Here is a 23,689-nt window from a genome sequence, read left to right as displayed (position 1 = left end):
TCCAGAACCGTTTTCCGGGAACCGATCTCCAGGAACCGAACATGACCGACGCGCGCTCCAAGATCCTGGTGGTCGACGACATTCCGTCGAACGTGCATGTGTTGAGCCGCATCCTGAAGGATGAGCACGACATCTATTTCGCGACCGACGGGGCGAAGGCGCTGGAACTGGCGCAGTCAAGGCTGCCCGATCTCGTTCTGCTGGACATCATGATGCCGGGCATGGATGGCTACGAGGTCTGTTCCCGCCTCAAGACCGATCCGGTCACCCGCGATATTCCGGTCATCTTCATTTCGGCCAAGAGCGAGGTGGAGGACGAAACCTATGGGCTGGAGGTCGGCGCCATCGACTTCATCTCCAAGCCGATCAGCCCGCCCATCGTCAAGGCGCGGGTGCGCAACCACCTGCTGCTGAAGCGGCAGACCGACCTGCTGCGCACCCTGTCCTTCAACGACGGCCTGACCGGCATCGCCAACCGCCGCCGTTTCGACGAGGTGCTGCTGCGCGAATGGCGGCGCTGCGGACGGGCGCAGCTTCCGCTGTCGCTCATCATGCTCGATGTCGACCAGTTCAAGCCCTACAACGACCATTACGGCCATCAGGCGGGCGACGAGTGCCTGCGCGCCGTGGCCCAGCTCCTGGCCGAGCAGATGATGAGGCCGGGTGATCTGATCGCCCGCTACGGCGGCGAGGAGTTCGTTTGCCTGCTTCCCGAAACCGATGAGGACGGAGCGGTCCAGGTCGCCGAACGCCTGCGCCGGACGGTGGCTGACCGGCGTCTGCCCCACGCGGTGTCCCATGTCGCCGACCACGTTACCATCAGCCTGGGCGTCGCCACCGCCCGGCCGATGCTGGACGACACGCCGGAGCGGTTGACCCAGCTGGCCGACGGCCTGCTCTACGAGGCCAAGCGCGCCGGCCGCAACCGTGTGTGCAGCGGCGGTGTGGAGGTTGCGGTATAAGGGGCCGACCTGAGGCATCACGGGTGCAGCCATGAGTTCGGCCAGAGCCGGAGACGACCCCGCGACCGGGGACCCGCGTCCCTTGTCAGCGACCGACGTGCGCGGGCGCGGATTTTCCAGCCGTGCCGCCCTGTCGGTCATGGAGGGCTGGATCGACGCCACCGTTGGCCCTCTGCCGCCGCGCGCCGTGCCTCTGGCCGCCATCGCCGCCACGCTGGCGGAGGGCCCGGTTCTCGCCGAGCCGGTGAGCGCGCCGGGGGATTGGCCGTCCGCCGACCGGGCCGCCCGCGACGGGGTGGCGGTGGCCTCCAGCGACACGCTGGGCGCCGGCTCCTACAACCCGGTGCCGCTGCCGGGCGCCGTGACCGTCGCGGCCGGCGAACCGATGCCGCCGGGAACCGACGCGATCCTGCCCGTGGAGTGCATCCAAACCGATGGACCCTTCGTTGAGGCGCTGAACAGCGTCGCACCCGGCGACGGGGTGGAGCGGCGGGGCGAGGGCCTGCGGGCCGGGACGGTCCTGCTGAAGGCCGGGCACCGGCTCCGCCCGCAGGACCTTGGGCTGTTCGCCGCGCTGGGGATCGACGTGTTGTGCGTCGGCGCCCGACCGCGGGTGCGGATTGTGCTGGCCGGGGGGCCGCGGTCCGGGCCCGAGACGCTGGGCGCCATGCTGGCCGCGCTGGTGGCGCGGGATGGCGGCGTGGCGGAGCTGGTGGGGCCGCTGCCGGCGGACCGCGCCGCCCTGGCCGCCGCCTACGCGGCCCCTGGCGCCGACCTGCTGATCTCCGCCGGGCGCACCGGGGTGGGGGAGGACGACGTGGCCCCGCTGGCGCTGGCCGACGCGGGGATGTTGGCCCTGCACGGCGTGGCCCTGCGCCCCGGCGATTCGGCGGCGCTTGGGACGGCCGGCGGCGTGCCCGCCGTGCTGCTGCCCGGTGAACCGATGGCCTGCCTGACGGCCTATGAGCTGCTGGCCGGGCGGGCGCTGCGCCGTCTGGCCGGGCGGGACCCCGCGCTGCCGCATCCGGCGGTCCCCGCCGTGACGGTGCGCAAGCTGGTGTCGGAGATCGGCTGCACCGAACTGTACCGCGTGCGCCGGACGGCGGATGGGCTGGTCGAGCCGGTCGCCTCCCCGCACCGGCCGGGATTGGCCGGTGCGGTGCTGGCCGACGGCTTCGTCCTGATCCCGGCGGAAAGCGAGGGCGTTCCCGCCGGGGCGACCGTGACCCTGCGCTGTTTTGACGGTACAAGTCTCTGAACGGCATCGAGCGAGGGGGGAAGGGCGTGTCCAACCAGGACATCCGGCGAATCGACATCCGGCGTTTTGTCGCCCAGGCGGCCCGGCAGGAGCAGTTCCTGGAGGTGGTGGGCCGCGACGAGGCCGAGGCGCGCTTCCGCCGCCATCTCGACCTGACGCCCAAGGGGGCGGAGACGGTGCCGCTGGGCGCCGCGCTGGGCCGCGTGCTGGCCGCCGACGTGGTGGCGGAGGTCGATGTCCCCGGCTTCGACCGTTCCTCGGTGGACGGCTTCGCGGTGCGCGCCGCCGACACCCAGGGGGCGGGCGAGGACACGCCGGTCGTGCTGCGCCTGAACGAGGAGGTTCTGTCCGCCGGGCGGGTGCCGTCCCTGACCGTCGCCCCCGGCACGGCCACCGTGCTCGCCACCGGCGGCATGCTGCCGCGCGGCGCCGACGCCGTGGTGATGGTCGAGCACACCGAGTCGCATGAGGAGGGCGACGCCCTTCTGGTGGAAATCCGCAAGCCGGTGGTGCCCGGCGCCTTCGTCGCCGCCGCCGGGTCGGACATCGGGCGCGGCGAGACGGTGATGCGCCGCGGGCAGGTGCTGACCTCCCGCGAGATCGGCGTTCTGGCGGCCATCGGGCGGGCCGAGGTGTCGGTGGTCCGCCGCCCCCGCGTGGCGATCCTGTCCACCGGCGACGAGATCGTTGCCCCCGGCGAACCGATCCGGCCCGGCGCCGTCTATGATTCGAACGCCGCCATCCTCGCCGCCGCGGTGGAGGAGCTGGGCGGGGAGCCGGTCCGGCTGGGCATCGCGCGCGACGACGAGGCGGAACTGGCGCCGCTGGTCGAACAGGGTCTGACCTGCGACGCGCTGCTGCTGTCGGGCGGCACGTCGAAGGGGGCGGGCGACCTCTCCTACCGCATCGTCAGCCGCCTGACCGACCCCGGCATCGTTGCGCACGGCGTGGCACTGAAGCCCGGCAAGCCTCTGTGCCTGGCCGTAACGAAGGGCAAGCCGGTGGTGGTCCTGCCCGGCTTCCCGACCTCCGCCATGTTCACCTTCCACGAATTCGTCGCCCCGGTGCTGCGCGCGCTGGCCGGTCTGCCGCCCGCGGCGAAGGAGAGCGTGGATGCGACGGTGCCGATGCGGCTGGGATCGGAACGGGGCCGAACCGAATACGTGATGGTTTCGCTGGTGCGCGGCGCGGACGGCGGGCTGGCGGCCTATCCGCTGTCCAAGGGCTCCGGCGCGGTGACCGCCTTCAGCGCGGCGGACGGCTTCGTCGCCATCGACCCGCAAGCCGAGGCGTTGGAGGCCGGCACCCCGGTGTCGGTGCAGCGCATCGGGCGCGACACCCGCCCCGCCGACCTGATTGTGATCGGCAGCCATTGCGTCGGGCTGGACGCCATCACCGGCCGGCTGGTCGGGGAGGGGCTGACGGTCAAGGCACTGAACGTCGGCTCGATGGGCGGGCTCGCCGCCGCCCGGCGTGGTGAATGCGACGTGGCGGCCATCCACCTGATGGACCCGAAGAGCGGGGAGTACAACCGCCCCTTCCTGACTCCGGCGCTCGGCCTCGTGACCGGTTATCGCCGCCTTCAGGGCATCGTCTTCCGCAAGGGCGATGGTCGTTTCGAAGGCAAAACGGCCGAGGAGGCTGGTCTGGCGGCGGCGCAGGACCCGGACTGCATCCTGGTCAACCGCAACGCCGGCAGCGGCACGCGCATCCTGACCGACCGGCTGCTCGGGGCGGCGCGGCCTACCGGCTATTGGTCGCAGGCCAAGTCGCACAACGCCGTGGCGGTGGCGGTGGCCCAGGGCCGCGCCGACTGGGGCGTCGCCATCGAAAGCGTCGCCACCCTCTACGGGCTGGGCTTCCTGCCCCTGCAGGCGGAGCATTACGACTTCGTGATCCCCAACGACCGCCGGGAGCGGCCGTCGGTCCAGCGCTTCCTGAAGGCGCTGACCGATCCGGCGGTGCGGGAGAGGCTGACGGCGCTCGGCTTCACCGTTCCGGAAGCGGAATGAATTCCGTCTCGCCGGGAACAGCGTCGAACCGTCCGGCCTGCCATTCGGCCTTGGCCTGTTCGATGCGGTCCTGGCGGCTGGACACGAAGTTCCACCAGATATGGCGCGGGCCGTCCATCACGGCGCCGCCCAGCAGAATCAGGCGGGCGGCGGTCTCGGCCTCCACGGTGATGGCGTCGCCGGGGCGCAGCACCAGAAGCCGCCCGGACTCGAAGCGGTCACCGTGGATCGTGACGGTGCCGTCGGCGATGTAGAGCGCCCGCTCCTCCGTCTCGCGGTCGATGGGCAGGCGGGCGCCGGCGTCCAGCGACGCATCGACGTACAGCGTGTCCCACAGCGTGTTCATCGGCGAACGTACACCGTACGCCTCGCCCGCGACGACGCGCAGCCGCTTGCCCTCGCCCTCGACCACCGGCAGCTCGTCGGCGCCGAGATGGACGAAGGCGGGGTCGGTCTCCTCATGGGTCTTGGGCAGGGCGACCCAGGACTGGATGCCCGACAGCAGCCGGTCGCGCCCGCGCTCGTCGGTGGCGGAGCGTTCGGAATGGGCGATGCCGCGCCCGGCGGTCATCCAGTTCACCGCCCCCGGACGGATCGGCAGGACGGTGCCCAGGCTGTCGCGGTGCAGGATCTCGCCGTCGAACAGGTAGGTGACGGTGGCCAGCCCGATGTGCGGGTGGGGGCGCACGTCGATTCCCGCCCCGGCCTTGAGGATCGCCGGCCCCATCTGGTCGAGGAAGACGAACGGCCCGACCATCCGCTTGCGGACGGAGGGCAGGGCGCGCCGCACCTCGAACCCGCCGATGTCGCTGGTGCGCGGAACGACCACCGTTTCCAGCCAGCCGTCCGGAGACTCGGTCGATGTTGGCGCCGTCGTCATGCTCGTCCTCCCGTTCCCGAAGCCTGTTCCCAATGGTGGGTGCCACCAACAGGTGGGGACCGGCGCCGCGAATGGGAGGGGGAAAGCGTTCAGTGCTTGGGGGTGCCGCAGCCGCCGCTTCCGCAGCCGCAGCCGCCGGCCGGGGCGGTGACGTGGATGGCGCCGCGCGCCGTGGCCAGCAGCACGTCCAGCGGGATGCCGGTGGCCTTGGCGAGATCGTTCAGGCTGGCGCTGTCGGGCACGCCGACGCCGGGGTTGAAGACCGGGTGGATCTGCGCCAGCCGGCCCACGGCGTCCGGATCGACGGCGTTCAGCGCGCCCAGGGTGGTCTCGCCCGTCAGGGTGTTGGCGATCAGGATGTCGGCCATGGCGTGTCCGAAGCGGGAGGGAACGGGAATCGGCGGAAGCCGACGGTGCCGCCCGACCAAAGAGCGTTCCTTGACGCCTGTCAAGACGGTGGTGACGGAAGGAATGGGAGGAAATAGAGCCTGAAACGCCGAAGGGCCCGCGCGGTGCTGCGCAGGCCCTTCGAGTGTTTGGTGGAGCCAAGGAGGATCGAACTCCTGACCTCTACAATGCCATTGTAGCGCTCTCCCAGCTGAGCTATGGCCCCGAAACTCTGGGCGGCGAGCCTTGCGGCCTGCCTCGGTGGAGCGGGATATTGGTCAGGACGGTGGGCTGATGCAAGAGAAAAATTCAGCCCCGCCCCGCTTTTTTCCGCTCACCCGCCCCCGTCTTTCAAGGGGGAGCGCGATCAGCGCTCCTCCTCGTCCTCGCCTTCAACGTCGACGACTTCGTCCATGTCGTCCTCGCCCAGCTCCGAGGTGTCCTCGATCAGGACATCGTCCTCGTCCTCGGGCGTCTCGTCGGTTTCCTCGATGTCGTCGACGGACACGTCGTCCTCAACCTCATCGAGTTCCGTCGACTCTTCTTCCTCGGTCTCGGTTTCCTCGTCCTCCGAGGAGACCACCGGGGCCTTCTTGACATCGTCAACCGGCGCCGGGCGCGCCTTGCGGGACTTCAGCAACGCCTCGGGATCGAACTGCGCTCCGCAGCTCGGGCACACCGGCGGGTCCTTGCGCAGATCGTAATAGCGCGCGCCACAGCTCGGGCAGATGCGCTTGACGCCCCATTCGGGTTTGGCCACGCCTCGTCCTCCGTCACGTTCCTAGGGAATGCCCAATTCGGGAATTACAAGCCGCGCCCTTTGCCACGCCAGCGGGCGCTTGTCAAAAAAAAGTTCGCGGAATGTCGCCGGCAAACTGGCGGTGCCGGCGACCGGTGCCAAACTTCACCCTGCGGTGGTCCTCCGGGCCGCCGACCAGGATACCATGAAGAATGGGGGAGGAACCGATGCCGATCCTGCTGTCCCGCCGCTGGCGGGCGTTGCTGTCCGCCGGCCTGCTGGCGGTGGTGCCGCTGGAGGCCGTGGCCCAGACGTCGCCATCCGCGGCGCCATCCGCGGCGCCATCCGCCGCCGGAGACGTGGCGCCGGAGCGCGCGACCGGACGCGGCAGCCGCAGCGTCGACACCGCCACGCGGTACATGGTGGCCGCTGCGAATCCGCTGGCGGCGGAGGCCGGGCGGGAGATCCTGCGCGCCGGGGGCAGCGCCGTGGACGCGGCGATCGCCGTGCAACTCGTCCTCAATCTGGTGGAACCGCAAAGCTCCGGCGTCGGGGGCGGCGCCTTCCTGGTCCATTACGATGCCGCAACGAAGGCGGTGACCTCCCTCGACGGGCGCGAGATGGCGCCGGCCGCAGCGACTCCGGAGCGTTTCCTGGGGGCGGACGGCAAGCCGATGCCCTTCTACGACGCGGTGGTCGGCGGCCGGTCGGTTGGGGTGCCGGGCACGGTGATGCTGCTGGAGCACGCCCACCGCACCCACGGCAAGCTCCCCTGGCCCCGCCTGTTCGAGCGCGCCATCACGCTGGCCGAGGACGGCTTCACGGTCAGCCCGCGGCTGAACGGACAGCTGGCGATGGAAAAGCACCTGCCGGCCAACCCCGCGGCCCGCGCCTATTTCTACCAGCCGGACGGCACGCCCTGGCCGGTCGGCCATGTGCTGAGGAATCCGGAGTTCGCGGCGACGCTGCGCGCCATCGCCGAGAAGGGCTCCGCCGCCTTCTACGAGGGACCGATCGCCGCCGACCTCGTCAGGGCGGTGACCGGCCACCCCACCAACCCCGGCGACATGACCGAGGCCGACCTGAAGGCCTACCGGGTGAAGGAACGGGAGCCGGTCTGCGGCCCCTACCGCGCCTACACCCTGTGCGGCATGGGGCCGCCCAGCTCCGGCGGGGTCGCGGTGCTGCAGATGCTGGCCGTCCTGGAAGGGCGCGACATGGCCGCCACCCGAGGCGATCCGGCGCTGGCGGCGCACTGGCTGTCGGAGGTCGGGCGACTCGCCTTCGCCGACCGCGGGCTCTATCTGGCCGACCCGGACTTCGTGTCGGTGCCGGTGAAGGGGCTGCTTGACCGCGGCTATCTGGCGAGCCGCGCCGCCCTGGTCGGCGAGCGGTCGATGGGCAAGGCGCAGCCGGGCGAGCCGCCCTTCCGGGAAGGCCGCGCCTGGGGCTTCGCCGAGGCCGAGGAGCATGGCACCAGCCACATCTCCGTGGTGGACGGGGCGGGCAACGCCGTCGCCATGACCACCACCATCGAGGACGGCTTCGGCTCCCGCCTGATGGTGCGCGGATTCCTGCTGAACAACGAGCTGACCGACTTCGCCTTCACCCCGACGGAGGACGGCAAGCCGGTCGCCAACCGGGTGGAGCCGGGCAAGCGCCCGCGCAGCTCGATGGCGCCGACGCTGGTCTTCCGCGACGGCGCCCTGGTGGCCTCGGTGGGGTCGCCGGGCGGCAGCAACATCATCAACTACGTGGGCAAGACGCTGGTCGCCTTGCTCGACTGGGACCTCGACCCGCAGGCGGCGGTGGATGCCCCTAACTTCGGCAGCCGCAACGGCCCGACGGAGCTGGAGCAGGGCACCGAGGCGGAGGGCTGGATCGCGGCGCTGGAGGCGCGGGGGCACACGGTCAAGGCGATGGAGCTGACCTCCGGCACCCAGGCGATCGTGGTGACCGGTCAGGGGCTGTCCGGCGGCGCCGACACCCGGCGCGAGGGGGTGGCGGTCGGCGACTGATCGCGGGAGCGGTCAGGGGCACGTTCGGACGGTTCGGTCGCGGCTTTGACAAACAAGTTCGACACGGATTTCACGGATCGAGGCACGGATTGCACGGATCCTTACCGATCATGGGACGCTTCGCCGTCCGGTTCCGGGAAATCCGGTTTCAATCCGTGAAATCCGTGTCGATTCTTGCCCGCATTGCCTGCGCGCGGCTTTCAGCCAATCGCCCTGCGGGACCCGCGCATCGCTCGCATCGCCCTTCCCGCTGTGCTAGGTACTCCGCCCTGGTCACATTCTTGTCTGGGGAGCCCTCCCATGCTGCAGGCGAAGCCGCTTCGCTCATCCTCCACCGGCGCGCTGGCCGGCACGATCCGCGTGCCGGGCGACAAGTCGATTTCGCACCGGTCGCTGATGCTGGGTGCCGTTGCGGTGGGCGAGACCGTCATCCACGGCCTGCTGGAAGGGGAGGACGTGCTGAACACCGCCGCCGCCATGCGCCTGCTGGGCGCCCAGGCGGAGCGCGGCGGCGACGGCGTGTGGCGGGTGCGCGGCGTCGGTCTGGGCGGTCTGGGCGAGCCGGCGCAGGTGCTCGACATGGGCAACAGCGGTACGGCGGCGCGCCTGCTGATGGGCCTCGTCGCGTCGCACCCGATCACCTGCGTCTTCACCGGCGACGCCTCGCTGAACAAGCGGCCGATGGCCCGCGTGACCGGCCCGCTGGAGCAGATGGGCGCGCGCTTCGTCGGGCGGTCCGGCGGGCGGCTGCCGCTGACCGTGGTTGGCAGCGACCGCACCGTGCCGATCACCTACCGCCTGCCGGTGGCCTCCGCCCAGGTCAAGTCGGCGATCATCCTCTGCGGCCTGAACACCGCCGGCACCACCACCGTGATCGAGGCGGAGCCGACCCGCGACCACACCGAGCTGATGCTGCGCCATTTCGGCGCCACCGTGACGACCGAGCGGATGGAGGACGGCGCGCTCGCCGTGTCCGTCGTCGGCCAGCCGGAGCTGACCGGGCGCGCGATCGTCGTGCCCGCCGACCCCAGCTCCGCCGCCTTCCCGGCGGTCGCGGCGCTGCTGCGCCCCGGCTCGGAGCTGCTGCTGCCCGGCGTTGGCATGAACCCGCGCCGCACCGGCCTCTACGACACGCTGGTCGAGATGGGCGCCGACATCGCCTTTGAGAACCGCCGCGACGAGGCCGGGGAGCCGGTGGCCGACCTGCGGGTGAAGCACGGCCCGCTGAAGGGCATCGTCGTCCCGGCGGACCGCGCGCCCAGCATGATCGACGAATACCCGATCCTCGCCGCCGCCGCCGCCTGCGCGGAGGGCACCACCGTCATGCTCGGCCTGAAGGAGCTGCGCGTGAAGGAGAGCGACCGCCTCGCCATGGTCGCCGACGGGCTGACCAAGTGCGGTGTGAAGGTCGAGGTCGGGGCCGACGACAGCCTGACCGTCTACGGCACCGGCAAGCCGCCGCAGGGCGGTGCCACCGTCGCCACCGCCATGGACCACCGCATCGCCATGAGCTTCCTGGTGCTTGGCATGGCCACCGCCGAGCCGGTGCAGGTGGACGACGGCGCCTTCATCGACACCAGCTTCCCCGGCTTCGTCGCTCTGATGAACGGCGTCGGCGCCAAGATCGCCGGGGTGTGAGGGCGATGAGTCTGGTCATCGCCATCGACGGACCCGCCGCCGCGGGCAAGGGCACGCTGTCCAAGCGGATCGCCCAGGCCTACGGCTTCGCGCATCTCGACACCGGGGCGCTCTACCGCGCCGTGGGCGTCAGCGTCCTGCGCGCGGGTGGCGACCCGGCGGACGCGGACGCCGCGGCGCAGGCCGCCCGCGCGTTGCGGCCGGACGACGGTATCCTGAACGACCCGGCCCTGCGCAGCGACGAGGCGGCGCAGGCGGCCTCCAAGGTCGCCGCGGTGCCGGCGGTGCGGGCCGCCCTGCTCGATTTCCAGAGGACGTTCGCCGCCACCCCGCCCGGCGGCGCGCCGGGGGCGGTGCTGGACGGGCGGGATGTCGGAACGGTCGTATGCCCGAACGCCGATGCCAAGCTGTTCGTTACCGCTTCCGTTGAGGTGCGGGCCGAACGGCGACTCAAGGAGTTGCGGGAACGCGGGATTCCGGCTATACCGTCCGACGTCCTGGAGGACATGAAGGCCCGTGACACGCGCGACAGCCAGAGGACGGTAGCACCGCTCCTGCCGGCTGCCGACGCTTTTGTGCTTGATACCTCCGCCCTCGACGCCGACCAGGCGTTCGCAGCGGCGACCGCCTTTATCGGAACGAAAACCGGTTTCGGCCCCAAGGTCTGAGCATCAGGGTCCGGGCGCTTCGGCCCTCCAACGGAACATATGTCAACCAAGTCGCCGGGCGTGGTGCCCGGCGCGGTGGTCCCATCGGGGGCCGGCCCGTTTTGCCGCGGGACGGACCATGGCGGGATCGCTTTCGGCCAACCTTAGGAGTTTCAATGGCACAAGCTATGGCCCGGACCGGCGAGAAGGAAAGCTTTGCGGCTCTGCTCGAGGAGTCGCTCGGCACGGCCGAGTCCCTCGAAGGCTCGGTCGTCAAGGGCCGCGTCGTCTCCGTCGAGAACGACATGGTCACCATCGACGTCGGCCTGAAGTCGGAAGGCCGCGTCGCGCTGAAGGAATTCGCCGTTGCCGGCCAGCCGCCCGAGATGAAGGCGGGCGACACGGTCGAGGTGTATCTGGAGCGCATGGAAGACAAGAACGGCGAAGCCGTTCTGTCGCGTGAGAAGGCCAAGCGCGAAGAGGCCTGGGCGCTGCTGGAGAAGTCCTTCCAGGACCAGACCCGCGTCACCGGCGTCATCTTCGGCCGCGTCAAGGGCGGCTTCACCGTCGACCTGTCGGGCGCCGTGGCGTTCCTGCCGGGTTCGCAGGTGGACATCCGTCCGGTCCGCGACATCTCCCCGCTGCTGGGCACCCCGCAGCCGTTCCAGATCCTGAAGATGGACCGCTCGCGCGGCAACATCGTCGTGTCGCGTCGCGCCGTTCTCGAAGAGAGCCGCGCCGAGGCCCGTTCGGAGCTGGTGGCCAACCTCAAGGAAGGCCAGGTTCTGCAGGGTGTGGTCAAGAACATCACCGACTACGGCGCGTTCGTGGATCTGGGTGGCGTCGACGGCCTGCTGCACGTCACCGACATCGCGTGGCGCCGCATCAACCACCCGTCCGAGGCCCTGCAGATCGGCCAGACCGTCACGGTCCAGGTCATCCGCTTCAACCCGGAGACCCAGCGCATCAGCCTCGGCATGAAGCAGCTGGAAGCCGATCCGTGGGAAGGCGTGGAAGCCAAGTACCCGGTCAGCTCGCGGTTCAAGGGTCGCGTCACCAACATCACCGACTACGGCGCCTTCGTGGAGCTGGAGCCGGGGATCGAGGGCCTGGTGCACGTCTCGGAGATGTCCTGGACGAAGAAGAACGTCCATCCGGGCAAGATCGTGTCGACTTCGCAGGAAGTCGAGGTCATGGTCCTGGACGTCGATCCGCAGAAGCGCCGCATCAGCCTGGGCCTCAAGCAGTGCCTGGACAACCCGTGGGAGACCTTCCTCGACAAGTTCGGCCCGGGCACGGAGCTGGAAGGCGAGGTCAAGAACATCACCGAGTTCGGTCTGTTCGTCGGTCTGCCGGGCGACATCGACGGCATGGTCCACATGTCCGACCTCGACTGGAACAAGTCGGGTGAGGAGGCCATCGCCGAGTACAAGAAGGGCGACCGCGTCAAGGTCAAGGTCCTGGACGTCGACGTCGAGAAGGAGCGCATCTCCCTCGGCATCAAGCAGCTCGCGAACGATCCGTTCGAGGCTGCCACGGCCGGCCTGAAGAAGAACGAGGTCGTCACCTGCACCGTCACCCAGGTCACCGACGGTGGCATCGAGGTCACGGTCGGCGAGGGCTACACCGGCTTCATCCGCAAGTCGGACCTGTCCCGCGACCGTTCGGAGCAGCGTCCGGACCGCTTCGCCGTCGGCGAGAAGGTCGACGCGAAGGTTACCCAGATCGACCGCGGCTCCCGCCGCATCTCGCTGTCCATCAAGGCCCGCGAGATGGAGGAGGAGAAGCAGGCGATGGCCGAGTACGGTTCGTCCGACTCGGGCGCTTCGCTGGGCGACATCCTGGGTGCGGCTCTGAAGCGCAAGCAGCAGACCGGCGAGGAGTAAGTCTCTTCCCATCTCCCTCCCCTGCGCAAGCGGGGGAGGGCCGGGGAGGGGGCTCGTCTCCCGTACCGACGCCAAAGAAAAAGCCGCCGCGGTCACCCCGCGGCGGCTTTTTCCTTTTTCAAACCGCCCTCACCCCTCCTCGTCCTCCTTGATGAGGTCACGGTAGGCGTGCCAGCTCGCGTGCCCGACCAGGGGCAGGGCGACGATCAGGCCCAGGAAGCCGGTCAGCAGCCCGGCGCCGGTCACCAGCACGATCAGCCCGGCCCACAGCGCCATAACGCGCGGGTTGCGCAGCACCGCCATCGCCGAGGCCAGCGCCGCGGCGAAGACGTCCACCGGGCGGTCCATCATCATCGGCAGGGCGGTGACGTTGGTGATGAAGGCGAAGGCGGCGAAGGCGAAGCCCAGCGCCGTGATGAAGACGGTGAAGACCAGACCGTCCAGGCTGAACATCTGCGCCACGAAATGATCGAGCGCGATGGCCTCGTGCGGGAAGAACAGGGCGAAGGCCACCACGTTCATCCGCGCCCAGATCATCACATAGAGCATCAGGATCAGGCCGGCGGTCAGGATGTGGTAGGGGTTGGCCCGCCACGCGGTCAGCGCCCGCCACAGGCTGGGTCGGCGCCCCTCCTCGACGTCCTTGGAGATCCGGTAGAGGCCGAGCGCCAGGAGCGGTGCGATCAGCAGGAAGGCGCCGATCATCGGCGCGATCAGATAGGCCATCCCGGCCAGCACCAACCCGCCGGTCAGCGCGAATCCGATGGCGACGAACAGGGCGCCGTAGGCGAGGCTGACCCAGCCCGACGCCCGAAGGTCTGCCCAGCCCGCCCGCAGCCAGCCCAGCGCCTGATCGCCGGTGACCGTGCGGACACGGTCCGCGTAGGGCAGGCCGGCCAGCGGGTCGGCGGGGCCGGTGTGATGGGCATGTGTCATGGCGAACCTCCAACCGAGTCCGGCAACCGAGTCTGGCGATGGGGACCGTGCCAACCAACTCATCGGAAATGGTGAGTTCAAAGGCAATCCGTAAGACGGATTAATCACATTTCGGGCCTTTTTCCCGGAGGCCATCGGGCAAGCCGGAGCGTTGCCGGGAAAAGGGTTCCGCCAGAAAGGCTTAGCTTGACGGTCACCGGACCCGGTGGCACGCTTGCGCGCAGGTCAAGGAGCGCGGTCCAAGGGCGCTCGAACCGGGGGAAACGGAATCGCCATGACCAAATCAGAGCTGATTCAACGGCTCGCGGAGCGCAATCCGCACTTGTACCAGCGCGACATCGAAAAGATCGTCGGCACCATCTTCGACGAGATCTCCGAAGCGCTCGCCCGTGGCGACCGGGTGGAGCTGCGCGGGTTCGGAGCCTTCTCCGTCAAGCGCCGCGACGCCCGCACCGGCCGAAACCCGCGCACGGGCGAAGCCGTCGAGGTGGGCGAGAAGGCGATCCCCTTCTTCAAGACCGGAAAACAGTTGCGCGAGCGCTTGAACACCGACGAATGATGTCCGTTCATTGACAGCCCGTCACTGAGTCATCGGCCCGGACCCGGCGTTGCCCCGCCAGACCACGGACACCCGATCATGGATACGAGGACCACACCCGTGCGTTTCATCGCCCTCATCATCGCCGTTCCCATCGCGCTGGCCGCGGTGCTGTTCGCCATTTCCAACCGTGGCCTGGTCACGCTGTCGCTCTGGCCGCTGCCCTTCACGCTGGAGGTCCCGGTCTATCTCGCCACGCTGGTGGCGCTGGTGATCGGCTTCCTGGCCGGTGGCGTCGTCGCCTGGAACGCCCAGCGCCGCTACCGCCGCCGCGCCCGCCGCTCCTCCGACCGCGTGTCCTACCTGGAGCGCGAGTTGAAGGAGACGCAGGCCCGCGCCGCCGCTGCGGAGAAGCGTCTGGCCGAGATGAACCGTCCGCTGTCCGGCACCGCCGGCCTGCCCGCGGTGACCGGGTCCGGCGCCGCCCTGCCGGCGACCACGGTCCACTGACCGCCCGCCGGTAACCCCTTCGGCCTCCCGTCCGGCCGGGGGGCGGGAGGGGGTTCCGCTTTGCCGGACCTGTGGAGGGAGCCGCCGATGCGCACCGTCACCGGAGCCGAGCTGAAGTCCGTCCTGCACTTCCGCATGCTGATCGAGCGCATGCGGCAGACCTTCCGCGCCGGGGTCGAGGTGCCGATGCGGCACCACCACACGGTCGAGACCTACGGCCAGAGCGACGGCACGCTGCTGCTGATGCCGGCGTGGCAGGTCAACCAGTCCATCGGCGTCAAGGTGGTCACCGTCTTCCCCGACAACGGGGCGAAGGACCTGCCGGCGGTGCAGGGCCTCTATCTGCTGATGGACGGCAAGACGGGGATGCCCCAGGCGGTTCTGGACGGCACCGCCCTGACCAAGCGGCGCACCGCGGCGGCCTCCGCGCTGGCCGCCTCCTACCTCGCGCGGCCCGACTCGGAACGGCTGCTGATGGTCGGCACCGGGGCGCTGGCGCCCGAGCTGATCGAGGCCTTCGCCACCGTCCTGCCGATCAAGCATGTGCTGGTCTGGGGCCGCAGCCTGGAGAAGGCGAAGAAGGTGGCCAGCCGCTTCCACCGCCCGAAATTCCGCATCGAGGCCACCGCCGACCTGGAAGGGGCGGTGCGCGGTGCCCAGGTGATCTCCTGCGCCACGCTGGCGAAGGAGCCGCTGATCCGCGGCGAGTGGCTTCAGCCGGGCGCCCATCTCGACCTCGTCGGCGGCTTCACCCCGGAGATGCGCGAGGCCGACGACGACTGCATCCGCCGCTCCCGCGTCTTCGTGGACACCCGCGAGGGGGCCTGCACGGAGGCGGGGGACATCGTTCAGCCGATGAAGGCCGGCATCCTGACCGACGCGGACATCGCCGGCGACCTTTATGATCTCACCCGCGGCCAGCGCGCCGGGCGCCGCTTCTACGACCAGATCACCCTGTTCAAGTCGGTCGGCACCGCGCTGGAAGACCTCTGCGCCGCCCAGCTGGCGGTGGAGATGGTGATCCACAACGACACGATCCGCTGAGGCGTTTTCCCATCATGACTCTCCGCATCACCGTCGTCGGCGCCGGCATCATGGGGCTGTGCACCGCCTGGGCGCTGGCCCGCGCCGGGCACGAGGTCGCGGTCTTCGACCAGGGCCAAGTGCCCAATCCCTTCGGCAGCTCCGTCGACCAGCACCGGCTGTTCCGCCACGCCTACGGCGCCAGCGCCGGCTACGCCCGCATGGCCGACACCGCCTTCCAGGCGTGGGAACGGTTATGGACCGATCTGGGCGAACGGCTGCTCGTCCCCAGCGGCACGCTCTGCACCGCTTCGGCGGAGGACGGCCGGCGCTGGCTGGCCGACAGCGCCGACGTACTGGAGTCGCTGGGCCATCCCTTCCGCCGCCTGACCCCGGCGCAGATCGCCGCGGAGTTCCCGCTGGTCGACGCCAACGCGGTGGCGGAGGGGCTGCATCTGGAGTCGGGCGGCGTGCTGCTCGCCGGGCGGATCGTGGAGCTGCTCAGCCACCATCTGAACGCGCTGGGGGTGACGGTCCACGCGCGTGCCCCCGTGACGGCCATCGACGCGGAGCGCGCCACCGTGACGCTCGCCGACCGCCGGACCATCGGCGCCGACGCGCTGGTGGTCGCCGCCGGGGCCTGGGTAACGAAGCTGCTGCCGGAAACGGCGGCGCGCCTGACCCCGTCGCGGCAGGTCGTGGCCTATCTGATGCCGCCGGAGGGGCTGCGCGGCGTCTGGGCGACGGCGCCGATGCTGATCGACGCGGACGGCGAGAGCGGGGTCTACGTCGTTCCCCCGGTGGCCGGCACGACGATGAAGGCGGGCGACCACCGCTTCTCGCGCGTCGGCGACCCGGACACCGACCGCGATCCCGATCCGGACGAGGCGCGCGACGTGCTGGACCGCGCCCGCCGGGTGCTGGCGGACGGCCATCGCTACAGCCTCGCCAACGCGGCGACCTGCTTCTACACGGTGACCGACGACGAACGCTTTGTGGTCGAGCCGCTGTCCGCCCGCTGCTGGCTGATGAGCGCCTGCTCCGGCCACGGCTTCAAGTTCGCCCCGGCGCTGGGCGAGGCGCTGGCCGCCGCCATCGCCGATCCGGCGCAAGCTTCGCAATTGCCGGACTGGGCCGCCGGGCGCTGACCCTGGGAACCGGCGGAACGGTGCGGCTCCGCCCCTGTTGAGAGGGCAATCAGCCTGTGTTGGCTGAAGCCTTACCGACAGGGAGTGAAGCATCCATGGCCGACGAACCTCGCAAAGTGGGTGTCTATGACACGGACGGCAACCGGACGGCGACGGGCGGTGCGGCCGGCTCCATGAACTGGTGGGTCATCGCGCTGGTCGTGCTGGTGGTCCTTGCCCTCCTTTATTTCTTCCTCTGAGTCCGGACCGTGTCCGGAGCGGACCAGCACAGGAGCGGGTTCATGAACAAGAAGACCATTGTCGCGCTGTACGACGATCTGTCCGGCGCCGAACGCGCGCTGAGCGAACTCGAAGCCGCCAATCTGAGGCAGGACTTCACCATGATGGGCGCCGACAGCGCGAAGCTGGGCTCCTCGGCCAGTCTGGCGACCGAGAACCGGCTGGAAAGCTGGCGCCACGCCGCCGATTTCGGGGAGGACCCGAATTTCGACGCCCGCGACCGCCGGGTCTCCATGCTGACCGGTGTCGGCGTGACGCGGGAGGACGCGGAGGTCTTCGCCGAGGGCGTGCGCCGCGGCGGCGTGCTGCTGGTCGGCCGGGTCGAGGTGGCGATGTGCGACTCCGCACTGGCCGTCATGCAGCGCCACGGCTCGGTGGACATTCCCGGCCGGGCGCAGGGCTACCGCGAAGCCGGCTGGAGCGGCTATGACGCTGCCACCGCCGATTACGACAGCGCGCAGGTCGCCGAGGAGCGCCGCCGCGCCGCCGCCGCCTCGCTGCGCGACGTCAACACGCAGGGGGCCAACCCGGCGGCGGGCGCTCCGGCCGCCACGCCGACCGCTGCTCCGGCGACTCCGCCGACCGGCCGCGTCGACGTGAACCGCGAATAGCGGTTCCGACCCGCTCTCCGGCCCCGGAAGTCTGGTGATTGCCGCCGGCCCTTGTTAGGCTGCGCGCCATCACCATCGTCCAGGGTCCGGAGAGCCGTTTTTCCATGAGCACGCCCAGCATCGCGCCCGCCTCGCGCATTTTCTGCGCCGTCGACACGACCGACCTCGACACCGCCCGCGACCTCGGCCGGCGGATCGCGGGGGTGGTCGGCGGGATCAAGCTGGGGCTGGAGTTCTTCATCGCCCACGGTCCGGCGGGCATCCGCGCGGTGATCGGCGAGGATGGCCCACCGCTGTTCCTCGACCTCAAGCTGCACGACATTCCCAACACGGTGGCCGGCGGCATCCGGGCGGCGCTGCCGCTGAAGCCCGCCTTCCTGACCATCCACACCTCCGGCGGTCCGGCGATGATGCGCGCGGCGGCGGAGGCCGCGGCGAGCGCGGGTGCGGACCGTCCGAAGATCCTCGCCGTCACCGTGCTGACCAGCATGGACGCCGCCGATCTCCAGGCCGTCGGGCAGAGCGTCCCGGTGGCCGATCAGGTGAAGCGGCTGGCGCTGCTCGCCAAGGAGTCGGGGGTGGATGGCGTCGTCTGCTCCCCCGCCGAGGTGGCGCTGATCCGCGAGGCCTGCGGACCGGACTTCATCCTGATGGTGCCGGGCATCCGCCCCGCCTGGGCCGCCGCCAACGACCAGAAGCGCGTCATGACTCCCGCCGAGGCGCTGGCCGCCGGGGCGGACCATCTGGTCATCGGGCGCCCGATCACCGGCGACGCCGATCCGGAAGCCGCCGCCCGACGCATCGTTTCGGAACTGTAAGGACCTGTTCCCATGCCCGTCCCCAAGCCTGTGAGCGTGAAGATCTGCGGCCTCACCGAGCCCTTGTCGCTGCACGCCGCCGTGGCCGGCGGGGCGCGCTATGTCGGCTTCGTCTTCTACCCGCCGAGCCCGCGCTCCATCGCACCGTCCATGGGGGCGGAGCTGGCGCGGCTGGTACCCACCGGCGTGCGCACGGTCGGGCTGTTCGTCGATCCCGAGAACGACTTCCTGGAGCATGTGGTCAGCCAAGTTCCCTTCGACCTGATCCAGCTCCACGGCAAGGAGACGCCGCGCCGCATCGCCGAGGTGAAGGCGGCCTTCAACATCCCGGTGATGAAGGCGATCAAGGTTGGCGGGTCGGAGGATCTGGCCGCCGCGCTGGAGGCCGCCGAGGTGGCCGACCGGCTGCTGTTCGACGCCAAGCCGCCGGCCAAGGTGTCGGCCCTGCCGGGCGGCAACGGCATCGCCTTCGACTGGACGCTGCTCGCCGGGCGGAGCTGGCCGAAGCCCTGGATGCTGTCCGGCGGGCTGAAGCCGGAGAACGCGGCGGAGGCCGTGCGGACCACCGGCGCCACGGCGCTCGACGTGTCGTCGGGCGTGGAGGACCGCCCCGGCCACAAGGACCCGGAGCTGATCCGCCGCTTCCTGAACAGCGTGGCCGGGCTGTGACGTCTCGTCGCGGATGGGCATTTGAATAAAATTTGATGTTGCCACAGGGCTTTCCCTTTTGGCGGATGGGCACAACTTAATCGCACGACCGGGTTGCGGACCCGGGGTATGACTTCGTGCGATACTGTTGGCATCCGCCGGCCGCGACCGATGGATGTGTCCGAAGGGAAGCCGTGCAAGCCCGATGACCAACTCGTCCGACACACGCTCGCCATCCGACAGCCTCGGCCTCGTCCTCGACGAGCATTTGCGATGGATCGGGCAGTGGCACCGCGCGGTCTTCTTCCGCAGCGGGCAGGGGGGCGAGCGGGTGTCGGCGCCGGCCTCCTTCGCGGCGTGGTGCGTGGCGGTCAACGCCGACGATCTGGCCCACCAGCCCGCCGTGGAGAAGCTGGTCACCCTGCATGAGCAGATGCACCGCAAAGCCAAACTGCTTCTGCTGAAGGCGGCCGGCGGCGAGAGCCCCAGCGAGGCCGACTATGAGGGGGTGATCGCCCGCTTCGAGGAGTTCGTCCTGCATCTGCGCCGGGTCGAGCGCGCCTTCGGCGCGGCGGCGAGCGGGCTTGACCCGCTGACCGGCCTGCGCACCCGCCGCGGCATGCAGGAGGCGCTGGAGCGCGAGCACAACCGCTTCCGCCGGAACGGCCCGGCCTTCTGCGTCGCCATCTGCGACATCGACCGCTTCAAGGGCATCAACGACACCTATGGCCACGACATCGGCGACCGCGTCCTGGCCGCCACCGCCGCCGCCATCAGCCGGGGCATCCGCAGCTTCGACGAGGCCTTCCGCATGGGCGGCGAGGAGTTCCTGATCTGCCTGAAGGAAACCGGCCTCGCCGAGGGCTTCCGGGTCATCGAGCGGCTGCGCGGCGAACTGGCGAGGACCCCGGTGACGCTGCCGGACGGACGGCGGATCGCGGTCACCGCCTCCTTCGGGCTGGTCGAGGCCGGGGAGGATCTGCCGGTGGAGGAGATGGTGGTCTGCGCCGACCGCGCCCTCTATCAGGCGAAGAACAGCGGCCGCAACCGTGTGGTCCGCTACGGGGTCGACCAGCCGGAGGTTGCGGCGGGGCGGTCGGCGCTTCCCAACCGCCGCTGATTTTCGTCCTCCGAGCGGTGCATCCGGCGGGATCGCGTAAGGGTGGCTTGGCCGAAGCGGGTCCGCCGGGTTAGGATCGGGGTCTAGACAGGCCGCGGCACGAGATCCATGCGCACCCACACCGAATTTCCCAATCTGTTCATCCTCGACCACCCGCTGATCCAGCACAAGCTGACGCTGATGCGGGCCAAGGAACGCTCCACCGGCGGCTTCCGCACCCTGCTGCGCGAGATTTCGCTGCTGATGGGCTATGAGATCACCCGCGACCTGCCTTTGACGACCGAGCGGATCGACACGCCGCTCCAGCCCATGGACGCGCCGGTCATCGCCGGCAAGAAGCTGGCCATCGTGCCGGTGCTGCGCGCCGGCCTCGGCATGGCCCAGGGCCTGCACGAGCTGGTGCCGTCGGCGCGCGAGGGGCACATCGGCCTCTACCGCGACCACGACACCAAGATGCCGCACGAGTATCTGGTGAAGCTGCCGGAGGCCGAAGGCCGCCTGTTCATCGTCGTCGACCCGATGCTAGCGACCGGCAACTCCGCCGTCCACGCCTGCGACGTGCTGAACCGCCACGGCGTGGATGACGAGAACATCCGCTTCATGGCGCTGGTCGCAGCACCGGAGGGCATGCGCGTCTTCGCCGCCGCCCACCCGCGGGTGAAGGTCTTCACCGCCTCGCTCGACAGCCATCTGGACGAGAACGCCTACATCGTCCCCGGCCTGGGCGACGCGGGCGACCGCATGTTCGGCACCAAGTAACCACAAACGGCGGCCGCATCCCTGTCATACCGTCGGGGGAAAGGGATGCGGCATGTTGTCATTGCGAGTTATTCGCACAGTGTGAGACCATAGGGCTCCCGTTCGACACCTCCCTATGGGCGTAACCGGCCTTGACGACGGACACCTTTCAAACCCCCGGCCCGACACCGGGCGGCCCGGTTCAGGCCGCCGGCTTCCATTCCTCCCTCTGGCAACGCATCGGTTTCAGCGGTTGGACGCTGGCGACGCTGGTGATCGCGGCGCTGGTCACCCTGCCGGTGCTGGCGGTGATCAGCCGCGTCTTCGTGCCGACCGACGGGGTGTGGCAGCATCTGGTCGACACGGTGCTGGCGGAGTATCTGCTGAACACCGTGCGCCTCGTCTTCGGGGTGGGGGTGGGCACGCTGGTCATCGGGGTGGGCACCGCCTGGCTGGTCACCATGTGCCGCTTTCCCGGCAGCCGTACGCTGGAGTGGGCGCTGCTGCTGCCGATGGCGGTGCCTGCCTATGTCATGGCGTACGTCTACACCGATCTGCTCCAGTTCGTCGGCCCGGTGCAGACCGCGCTGCGCGAGGTTTTCCACTGGTCGCGGCGGGATTACTGGTTTCCGGACATCCGTACGCTCGAAGGCGCCGCGCTCATGATGACGCTGGTGCTCTACCCGTACGTCTATCTGCTGTCGCGCGCCGCCTTCCTGGAGCAGTCGGTCTGCGTGCTGGAGGTCAGCCGTACGCTCGGCCGCGGACCGTGGCGCAGCTTCTTCACGGTGGCGCTGCCGCTGGCCCGCCCCAGCATCGTCGCCGGTCTGGCGCTGGTGCTGATGGAGGTGCTGGCCGATTTCGGCACGGTGCAGTATTTCGCGGTCAACACCTTCGTCACCGGCATCTACCGGACGTGGTTCGCCATGGGACAGCCGGTGGCGGCGGCGCAACTGGCCGCCGTGCTGATGATGTTCGTCCTGGTGCTGGTGCTGATGGAGCGCTGGTCGCGCCGTCAGGCCCGCTACCACCACACCACCACCCGTTACCGCCGCCTGCCCAAGCATGAGCTGAAGGGCTGGCGCGCGGCGGCCGCCATGACGGCCTGCGGGCTGCCGCTTCTGCTCGGCTTCCTGCTGCCCGCCGGTCTGCTGGTCCGCATGGCGGTCACCGCGGGGGACCAAGCCTTCGGGCCGGTGTTCCTGACGCTGGCCCGCAACAGCTTCACGCTGGCGGCGCTGGCCGCGGTGCTGGCGGTGTCGCTGGCGCTGGTGCTGGCCTACGGTCAGCGGCTGCGCCCGACGCCGCTGCTCAAGGGCGCGGTGCGCGTCGCCGCCATGGGCTACGCCATTCCCGGATCGGTGATCGCGGTCGGCGTGCTGATTCCCTTCGCCCATCTCGACAACGCCGTCGACGCCTTCATGCGCCAGACCTTCGGCGTGTCCACCGGCCTGCTGCTGAGCGGCACCATCGCGGCGGTTCTGTTCGCCTATCTGGTCCGCTTCCTGGCGGTGTCCTTCAACACGATCGAGGCCAGCCTGGGCAAGATCCGCCCGACGATGGACTTTGCCTCGCGCGTGCTCGGCCACACGGCGGGACGGACGCTGATCCGGGTGCACGCGCCGATCATGTGGGGCAGCCTGTTGACCGCCGGCCTGCTGGTCTTCGTCGACGTGATGAAGGAACTGCCGGCGACGATGATCGTCCGGCCCTTCAACTTCGACACGCTGGCCGTGCGCGTCTACACGCTGGCTTCCGACGAGCGGCTGACCGAGGCCGCCACCGGGGCGCTGGCCATCGTCGCGGTGGGCATCGTGCCGGTGATCCTGCTCAGCCTGTCCATCAGCCGCTCCCGCCCCGGCCAGACCGACGAGTGAGGCTGTTGCCCCTGCCGCAACAGTGTTGAGCGGCGGTGGGGCTTTATCCGGCGCTCTGGAAAGAATACCTCTCTCTCAGCGATGTTGCCTGAGGAGAGCGTCCGATGACCGCCGAAACCGTCCGCCCCGTCCTGACCGCCGTCGAAGGCATGGAAGCGTCCGACGGGGCCGGCGTGCGCATGACCCGCATGGTCGGCACGCCGCGCCTGCGCATGCTCGACCCCTTCCTGATGCTGGATTACTTCGGGTCCGACACGCCGCAGGACTATCTGGCCGGCTTCCCCGACCACCCGCACCGCGGTTTCGAGACGGTCACCTACATGCTGGCCGGCCGCATGCGCCACTGGGACAACCACGGCCATGAGGGCGTGATCGAGACCGGCGGCGTGCAGTGGATGACCGCGGGGCGCGGCGTGATCCATTCCGAGATGCCGGAGCAGACCGAAGGGTTGATGAAGGGCTTCCAGCTCTGGATCAACCTGCCGGCGCGGCTGAAGATGTCGGAGCCCGCCTATCAGGAGTTCGCCGCCGACCGCATCCCGGTCGAGACGCGGGAGGACGGGACCACGGTGACGGTGATCGCTGGCACCACCGGCAACGGCACCGCCGGCCCGGTGCGCAGCGGCCCGACGGAGGCCCGCTACTTCGACGTCACCCTGCCGGCCGGTGCGGCCTTCTCCGAGCCGGTGCCCGCCGGTCACGCGGCGGCGCTGGTGGTCTTCGAAGGATCGGTGCTGGCGCCCGGCAGCTCGGTCCGGCTGGGCGGGCCGCGGGTTCTGGTGCTGGGCGAGGGCGACCGGGCGGAGATCACCGCCGGCCCGTCCGGCGCGCGCTTCCTGCTGCTCTCCGGGCGGCCCATCGGCGAGCCGGTGGCCTGGGGCGGCCCCTTCGTCATGAACAGCCGCGAGGAGGTGATGCAGGCCTACCGCGACTACGAAGAGGGCAAGTTCTAAACCACACAAAAGAAAAGGGCGCGTCTCCACCGCTGGGACGCGCCCCTTCTTTACGCCGGACGG

23 protein-coding genes and 1 tRNA gene are annotated in these 23,689 nt (G+C 70.0%); 19 read left to right on the top strand and 5 right to left on the bottom strand.

The window, feature by feature from the left end; genetic code table 11:
• Positions 1-41 precede the first annotated feature (41 nt).
• The 3 genes from AMK58_RS12695 (at position 42) to AMK58_RS12685 (ending at position 4,232) form a co-directional block, all read left to right on the top strand.
• Entirely contained in the window at positions 42-962 is a 921-nt protein-coding gene (locus AMK58_RS12695; protein ID WP_035671042.1) for a diguanylate cyclase, read from the top strand.
• A gap of 82 nt (positions 963-1,044) precedes the next feature.
• The gene (locus AMK58_RS12690) at positions 1,045-2,220 is read left to right on the top strand and encodes a molybdopterin molybdotransferase MoeA (protein WP_236778129.1); all 1,176 of its coding nucleotides are present in this window, start codon (positions 1,045-1,047) and stop codon (positions 2,218-2,220) included.
• A gap of 26 nt (positions 2,221-2,246) precedes the next feature.
• Positions 2,247-4,232 carry a molybdopterin biosynthesis protein gene (locus AMK58_RS12685; protein WP_035671064.1) on the top strand — a complete coding sequence of 662 codons (1,986 nt, stop codon included), beginning with the start codon at positions 2,247-2,249 and terminating at the stop codon, positions 4,230-4,232.
• Here AMK58_RS12685 and AMK58_RS12680 read toward each other — a convergent pair.
• The 4 genes from AMK58_RS12680 to AMK58_RS12665 all read right to left on the bottom strand — a co-directional run bounded on the left by AMK58_RS12680 (position 4,210) and on the right by AMK58_RS12665 (position 6,259).
• Complete coding sequence (locus AMK58_RS12680) at positions 4,210-5,112, bottom strand: pirin family protein (protein WP_035671067.1); 903 nt, start codon at positions 5,110-5,112, stop codon at positions 4,210-4,212. The two genes, AMK58_RS12685 and AMK58_RS12680, sit on opposite strands and share 23 nt — an antisense overlap.
• A gap of 89 nt (positions 5,113-5,201) precedes the next feature.
• Complete coding sequence (locus AMK58_RS12675) at positions 5,202-5,480, bottom strand: hypothetical protein (RefSeq protein ID WP_035671069.1); 279 nt, start codon at positions 5,478-5,480, stop codon at positions 5,202-5,204.
• 169 nt (positions 5,481-5,649) lie between these two features.
• A tRNA-Ala gene (locus AMK58_RS12670) sits at positions 5,650-5,725 on the bottom strand.
• A gap of 141 nt (positions 5,726-5,866) precedes the next feature.
• The gene (locus AMK58_RS12665; RefSeq protein WP_035671072.1) at positions 5,867-6,259 is read right to left on the bottom strand and encodes a TIGR02300 family protein; all 393 of its coding nucleotides are present in this window, start codon (positions 6,257-6,259) and stop codon (positions 5,867-5,869) included.
• 206 nt (positions 6,260-6,465) lie between these two features.
• On the opposite strand from AMK58_RS12665, the gene ggt reads away from it, so the two are divergent.
• The 4 genes from ggt to rpsA all read left to right on the top strand — a co-directional run bounded on the left by ggt (position 6,466) and on the right by rpsA (position 12,427).
• Positions 6,466-8,256, top strand: a complete 1,791-nt coding sequence (ggt, locus tag AMK58_RS12660; protein ID WP_079285239.1) for a gamma-glutamyltransferase — start codon at positions 6,466-6,468, stop codon at positions 8,254-8,256.
• A gap of 300 nt (positions 8,257-8,556) precedes the next feature.
• Entirely contained in the window at positions 8,557-9,894 is a 1,338-nt protein-coding gene (gene aroA / locus AMK58_RS12655; protein WP_059398951.1) for a 3-phosphoshikimate 1-carboxyvinyltransferase, read from the top strand.
• Between the two features lie 5 nt (positions 9,895-9,899).
• Positions 9,900-10,562 (top strand): (d)CMP kinase, encoded by a 663-nt coding sequence (cmk, locus tag AMK58_RS12650; protein WP_035671074.1) that lies wholly within the window; start codon positions 9,900-9,902, stop codon positions 10,560-10,562.
• Positions 10,563-10,717: 155 nt separating this feature from the next.
• Positions 10,718-12,427, top strand: coding sequence for a 30S ribosomal protein S1 (rpsA, locus tag AMK58_RS12645; RefSeq protein WP_035671076.1), 1,710 nt, complete (start codon positions 10,718-10,720; stop codon positions 12,425-12,427).
• 129 nt (positions 12,428-12,556) lie between these two features.
• Here rpsA and AMK58_RS12640 read toward each other — a convergent pair whose 3' ends face one another.
• Positions 12,557-13,363: a DUF2189 domain-containing protein gene (locus AMK58_RS12640; RefSeq protein WP_051140073.1), complete on the bottom strand. Its 807-nt coding sequence runs from the start codon at positions 13,361-13,363 to the stop codon at positions 12,557-12,559.
• Positions 13,364-13,637: 274 nt separating this feature from the next.
• Between AMK58_RS12640 and ihfB the strand changes: the two genes are divergently transcribed.
• The 12 genes from ihfB to AMK58_RS12585 all read left to right on the top strand — a co-directional run bounded on the left by ihfB (position 13,638) and on the right by AMK58_RS12585 (position 23,626).
• Complete coding sequence (gene ihfB / locus AMK58_RS12635; protein ID WP_014239239.1) at positions 13,638-13,922, top strand: integration host factor subunit beta; 285 nt, start codon at positions 13,638-13,640, stop codon at positions 13,920-13,922.
• Between the two features lie 99 nt (positions 13,923-14,021).
• Positions 14,022-14,411 carry a lipopolysaccharide assembly protein LapA domain-containing protein gene (locus AMK58_RS12630; RefSeq protein WP_035671079.1) on the top strand — a complete coding sequence of 130 codons (390 nt, stop codon included), beginning with the start codon at positions 14,022-14,024 and terminating at the stop codon, positions 14,409-14,411.
• A gap of 87 nt (positions 14,412-14,498) precedes the next feature.
• Positions 14,499-15,455: a bifunctional Delta(1)-pyrroline-2-carboxylate/Delta(1)-piperideine-2-carboxylate reductase gene (lhpI, locus tag AMK58_RS12625; protein WP_035671081.1), complete on the top strand. Its 957-nt coding sequence runs from the start codon at positions 14,499-14,501 to the stop codon at positions 15,453-15,455.
• Positions 15,456-15,469: 14 nt separating this feature from the next.
• The gene (locus AMK58_RS12620) at positions 15,470-16,582 is read left to right on the top strand and encodes an NAD(P)/FAD-dependent oxidoreductase (RefSeq protein WP_035671083.1); all 1,113 of its coding nucleotides are present in this window, start codon (positions 15,470-15,472) and stop codon (positions 16,580-16,582) included.
• A 95-nt stretch (positions 16,583-16,677) separates the two neighbouring features.
• On the top strand, positions 16,678-16,821 hold the full coding sequence (locus AMK58_RS30400; protein WP_014239243.1) for a hypothetical protein: 144 nt from the start codon (positions 16,678-16,680) through the stop codon (positions 16,819-16,821).
• Between the two features lie 42 nt (positions 16,822-16,863).
• The gene (locus AMK58_RS12615; protein WP_059398950.1) at positions 16,864-17,472 is read left to right on the top strand and encodes a hypothetical protein; all 609 of its coding nucleotides are present in this window, start codon (positions 16,864-16,866) and stop codon (positions 17,470-17,472) included.
• 104 nt (positions 17,473-17,576) lie between these two features.
• A complete protein-coding gene (gene pyrF, locus AMK58_RS12610) occupies positions 17,577-18,290 on the top strand; it encodes an orotidine-5'-phosphate decarboxylase (RefSeq protein ID WP_059398949.1) in 714 nt (237 codons plus the stop codon).
• 12 nt (positions 18,291-18,302) lie between these two features.
• Positions 18,303-18,959, top strand: coding sequence for a phosphoribosylanthranilate isomerase (locus AMK58_RS12605; protein ID WP_059398948.1), 657 nt, complete (start codon positions 18,303-18,305; stop codon positions 18,957-18,959).
• 184 nt (positions 18,960-19,143) lie between these two features.
• Positions 19,144-20,058: a diguanylate cyclase gene (locus tag AMK58_RS12600; protein ID WP_035671094.1), complete on the top strand. Its 915-nt coding sequence runs from the start codon at positions 19,144-19,146 to the stop codon at positions 20,056-20,058.
• Between the two features lie 108 nt (positions 20,059-20,166).
• Positions 20,167-20,817, top strand: coding sequence for a uracil phosphoribosyltransferase (upp, locus tag AMK58_RS12595; protein ID WP_014239248.1), 651 nt, complete (start codon positions 20,167-20,169; stop codon positions 20,815-20,817).
• 131 nt (positions 20,818-20,948) lie between these two features.
• Positions 20,949-22,673: an ABC transporter permease gene (locus tag AMK58_RS12590; RefSeq protein ID WP_079285231.1), complete on the top strand. Its 1,725-nt coding sequence runs from the start codon at positions 20,949-20,951 to the stop codon at positions 22,671-22,673.
• Positions 22,674-22,777: 104 nt separating this feature from the next.
• Positions 22,778-23,626 carry a pirin family protein gene (locus AMK58_RS12585; protein ID WP_035671100.1) on the top strand — a complete coding sequence of 283 codons (849 nt, stop codon included), beginning with the start codon at positions 22,778-22,780 and terminating at the stop codon, positions 23,624-23,626.
• Positions 23,627-23,689 lie beyond the last annotated feature (63 nt).

This window comes from Azospirillum brasilense, assembly GCF_001315015.1.
GTDB lineage: Bacteria > Pseudomonadota > Alphaproteobacteria > Azospirillales > Azospirillaceae > Azospirillum > Azospirillum brasilense.
The sequence above is the reverse complement of the archived record's forward strand: the minus strand, read 5'-3'. Positions and strand labels throughout refer to the sequence as shown.

What these genes read in the sequence shown, in the direction of transcription:
- AMK58_RS12605 (WP_059398948.1), top strand. Translation starts at nt 18,303, where the DNA reads ATGCCCGTCCCCAAGCCTGTGAGCGTGAAGATCTGCGGCCTCACCGAG.
- AMK58_RS12600 (WP_035671094.1), top strand. Translation starts at nt 19,144, where the DNA reads ATGACCAACTCGTCCGACACACGCTCGCCATCCGACAGCCTCGGCCTC.
- ggt (WP_079285239.1), top strand. Translation starts at nt 6,466, where the DNA reads ATGCCGATCCTGCTGTCCCGCCGCTGGCGGGCGTTGCTGTCCGCCGGC.
- pyrF (WP_059398949.1), top strand. Translation starts at nt 17,577, where the DNA reads ATGAGCACGCCCAGCATCGCGCCCGCCTCGCGCATTTTCTGCGCCGTC.
- cmk (WP_035671074.1), top strand. Translation starts at nt 9,900, where the DNA reads ATGAGTCTGGTCATCGCCATCGACGGACCCGCCGCCGCGGGCAAGGGC.
- AMK58_RS12680 (WP_035671067.1), bottom strand. Translation starts at nt 5,112, where the DNA reads ATGACGACGGCGCCAACATCGACCGAGTCTCCGGACGGCTGGCTGGAA.
- ihfB (WP_014239239.1), top strand. Translation starts at nt 13,638, where the DNA reads ATGACCAAATCAGAGCTGATTCAACGGCTCGCGGAGCGCAATCCGCAC.
- AMK58_RS12675 (WP_035671069.1), bottom strand. Translation starts at nt 5,480, where the DNA reads ATGGCCGACATCCTGATCGCCAACACCCTGACGGGCGAGACCACCCTG.
- AMK58_RS30400 (WP_014239243.1), top strand. Translation starts at nt 16,678, where the DNA reads ATGGCCGACGAACCTCGCAAAGTGGGTGTCTATGACACGGACGGCAAC.
- AMK58_RS12585 (WP_035671100.1), top strand. Translation starts at nt 22,778, where the DNA reads ATGACCGCCGAAACCGTCCGCCCCGTCCTGACCGCCGTCGAAGGCATG.
- upp (WP_014239248.1), top strand. Translation starts at nt 20,167, where the DNA reads ATGCGCACCCACACCGAATTTCCCAATCTGTTCATCCTCGACCACCCG.
- aroA (WP_059398951.1), top strand. Translation starts at nt 8,557, where the DNA reads ATGCTGCAGGCGAAGCCGCTTCGCTCATCCTCCACCGGCGCGCTGGCC.
- AMK58_RS12615 (WP_059398950.1), top strand. Translation starts at nt 16,864, where the DNA reads ATGAACAAGAAGACCATTGTCGCGCTGTACGACGATCTGTCCGGCGCC.
- AMK58_RS12640 (WP_051140073.1), bottom strand. Translation starts at nt 13,363, where the DNA reads ATGACACATGCCCATCACACCGGCCCCGCCGACCCGCTGGCCGGCCTG.
- lhpI (WP_035671081.1), top strand. Translation starts at nt 14,499, where the DNA reads ATGCGCACCGTCACCGGAGCCGAGCTGAAGTCCGTCCTGCACTTCCGC.
- rpsA (WP_035671076.1), top strand. Translation starts at nt 10,718, where the DNA reads ATGGCACAAGCTATGGCCCGGACCGGCGAGAAGGAAAGCTTTGCGGCT.
- AMK58_RS12620 (WP_035671083.1), top strand. Translation starts at nt 15,470, where the DNA reads ATGACTCTCCGCATCACCGTCGTCGGCGCCGGCATCATGGGGCTGTGC.
- AMK58_RS12695 (WP_035671042.1), top strand. Translation starts at nt 42, where the DNA reads ATGACCGACGCGCGCTCCAAGATCCTGGTGGTCGACGACATTCCGTCG.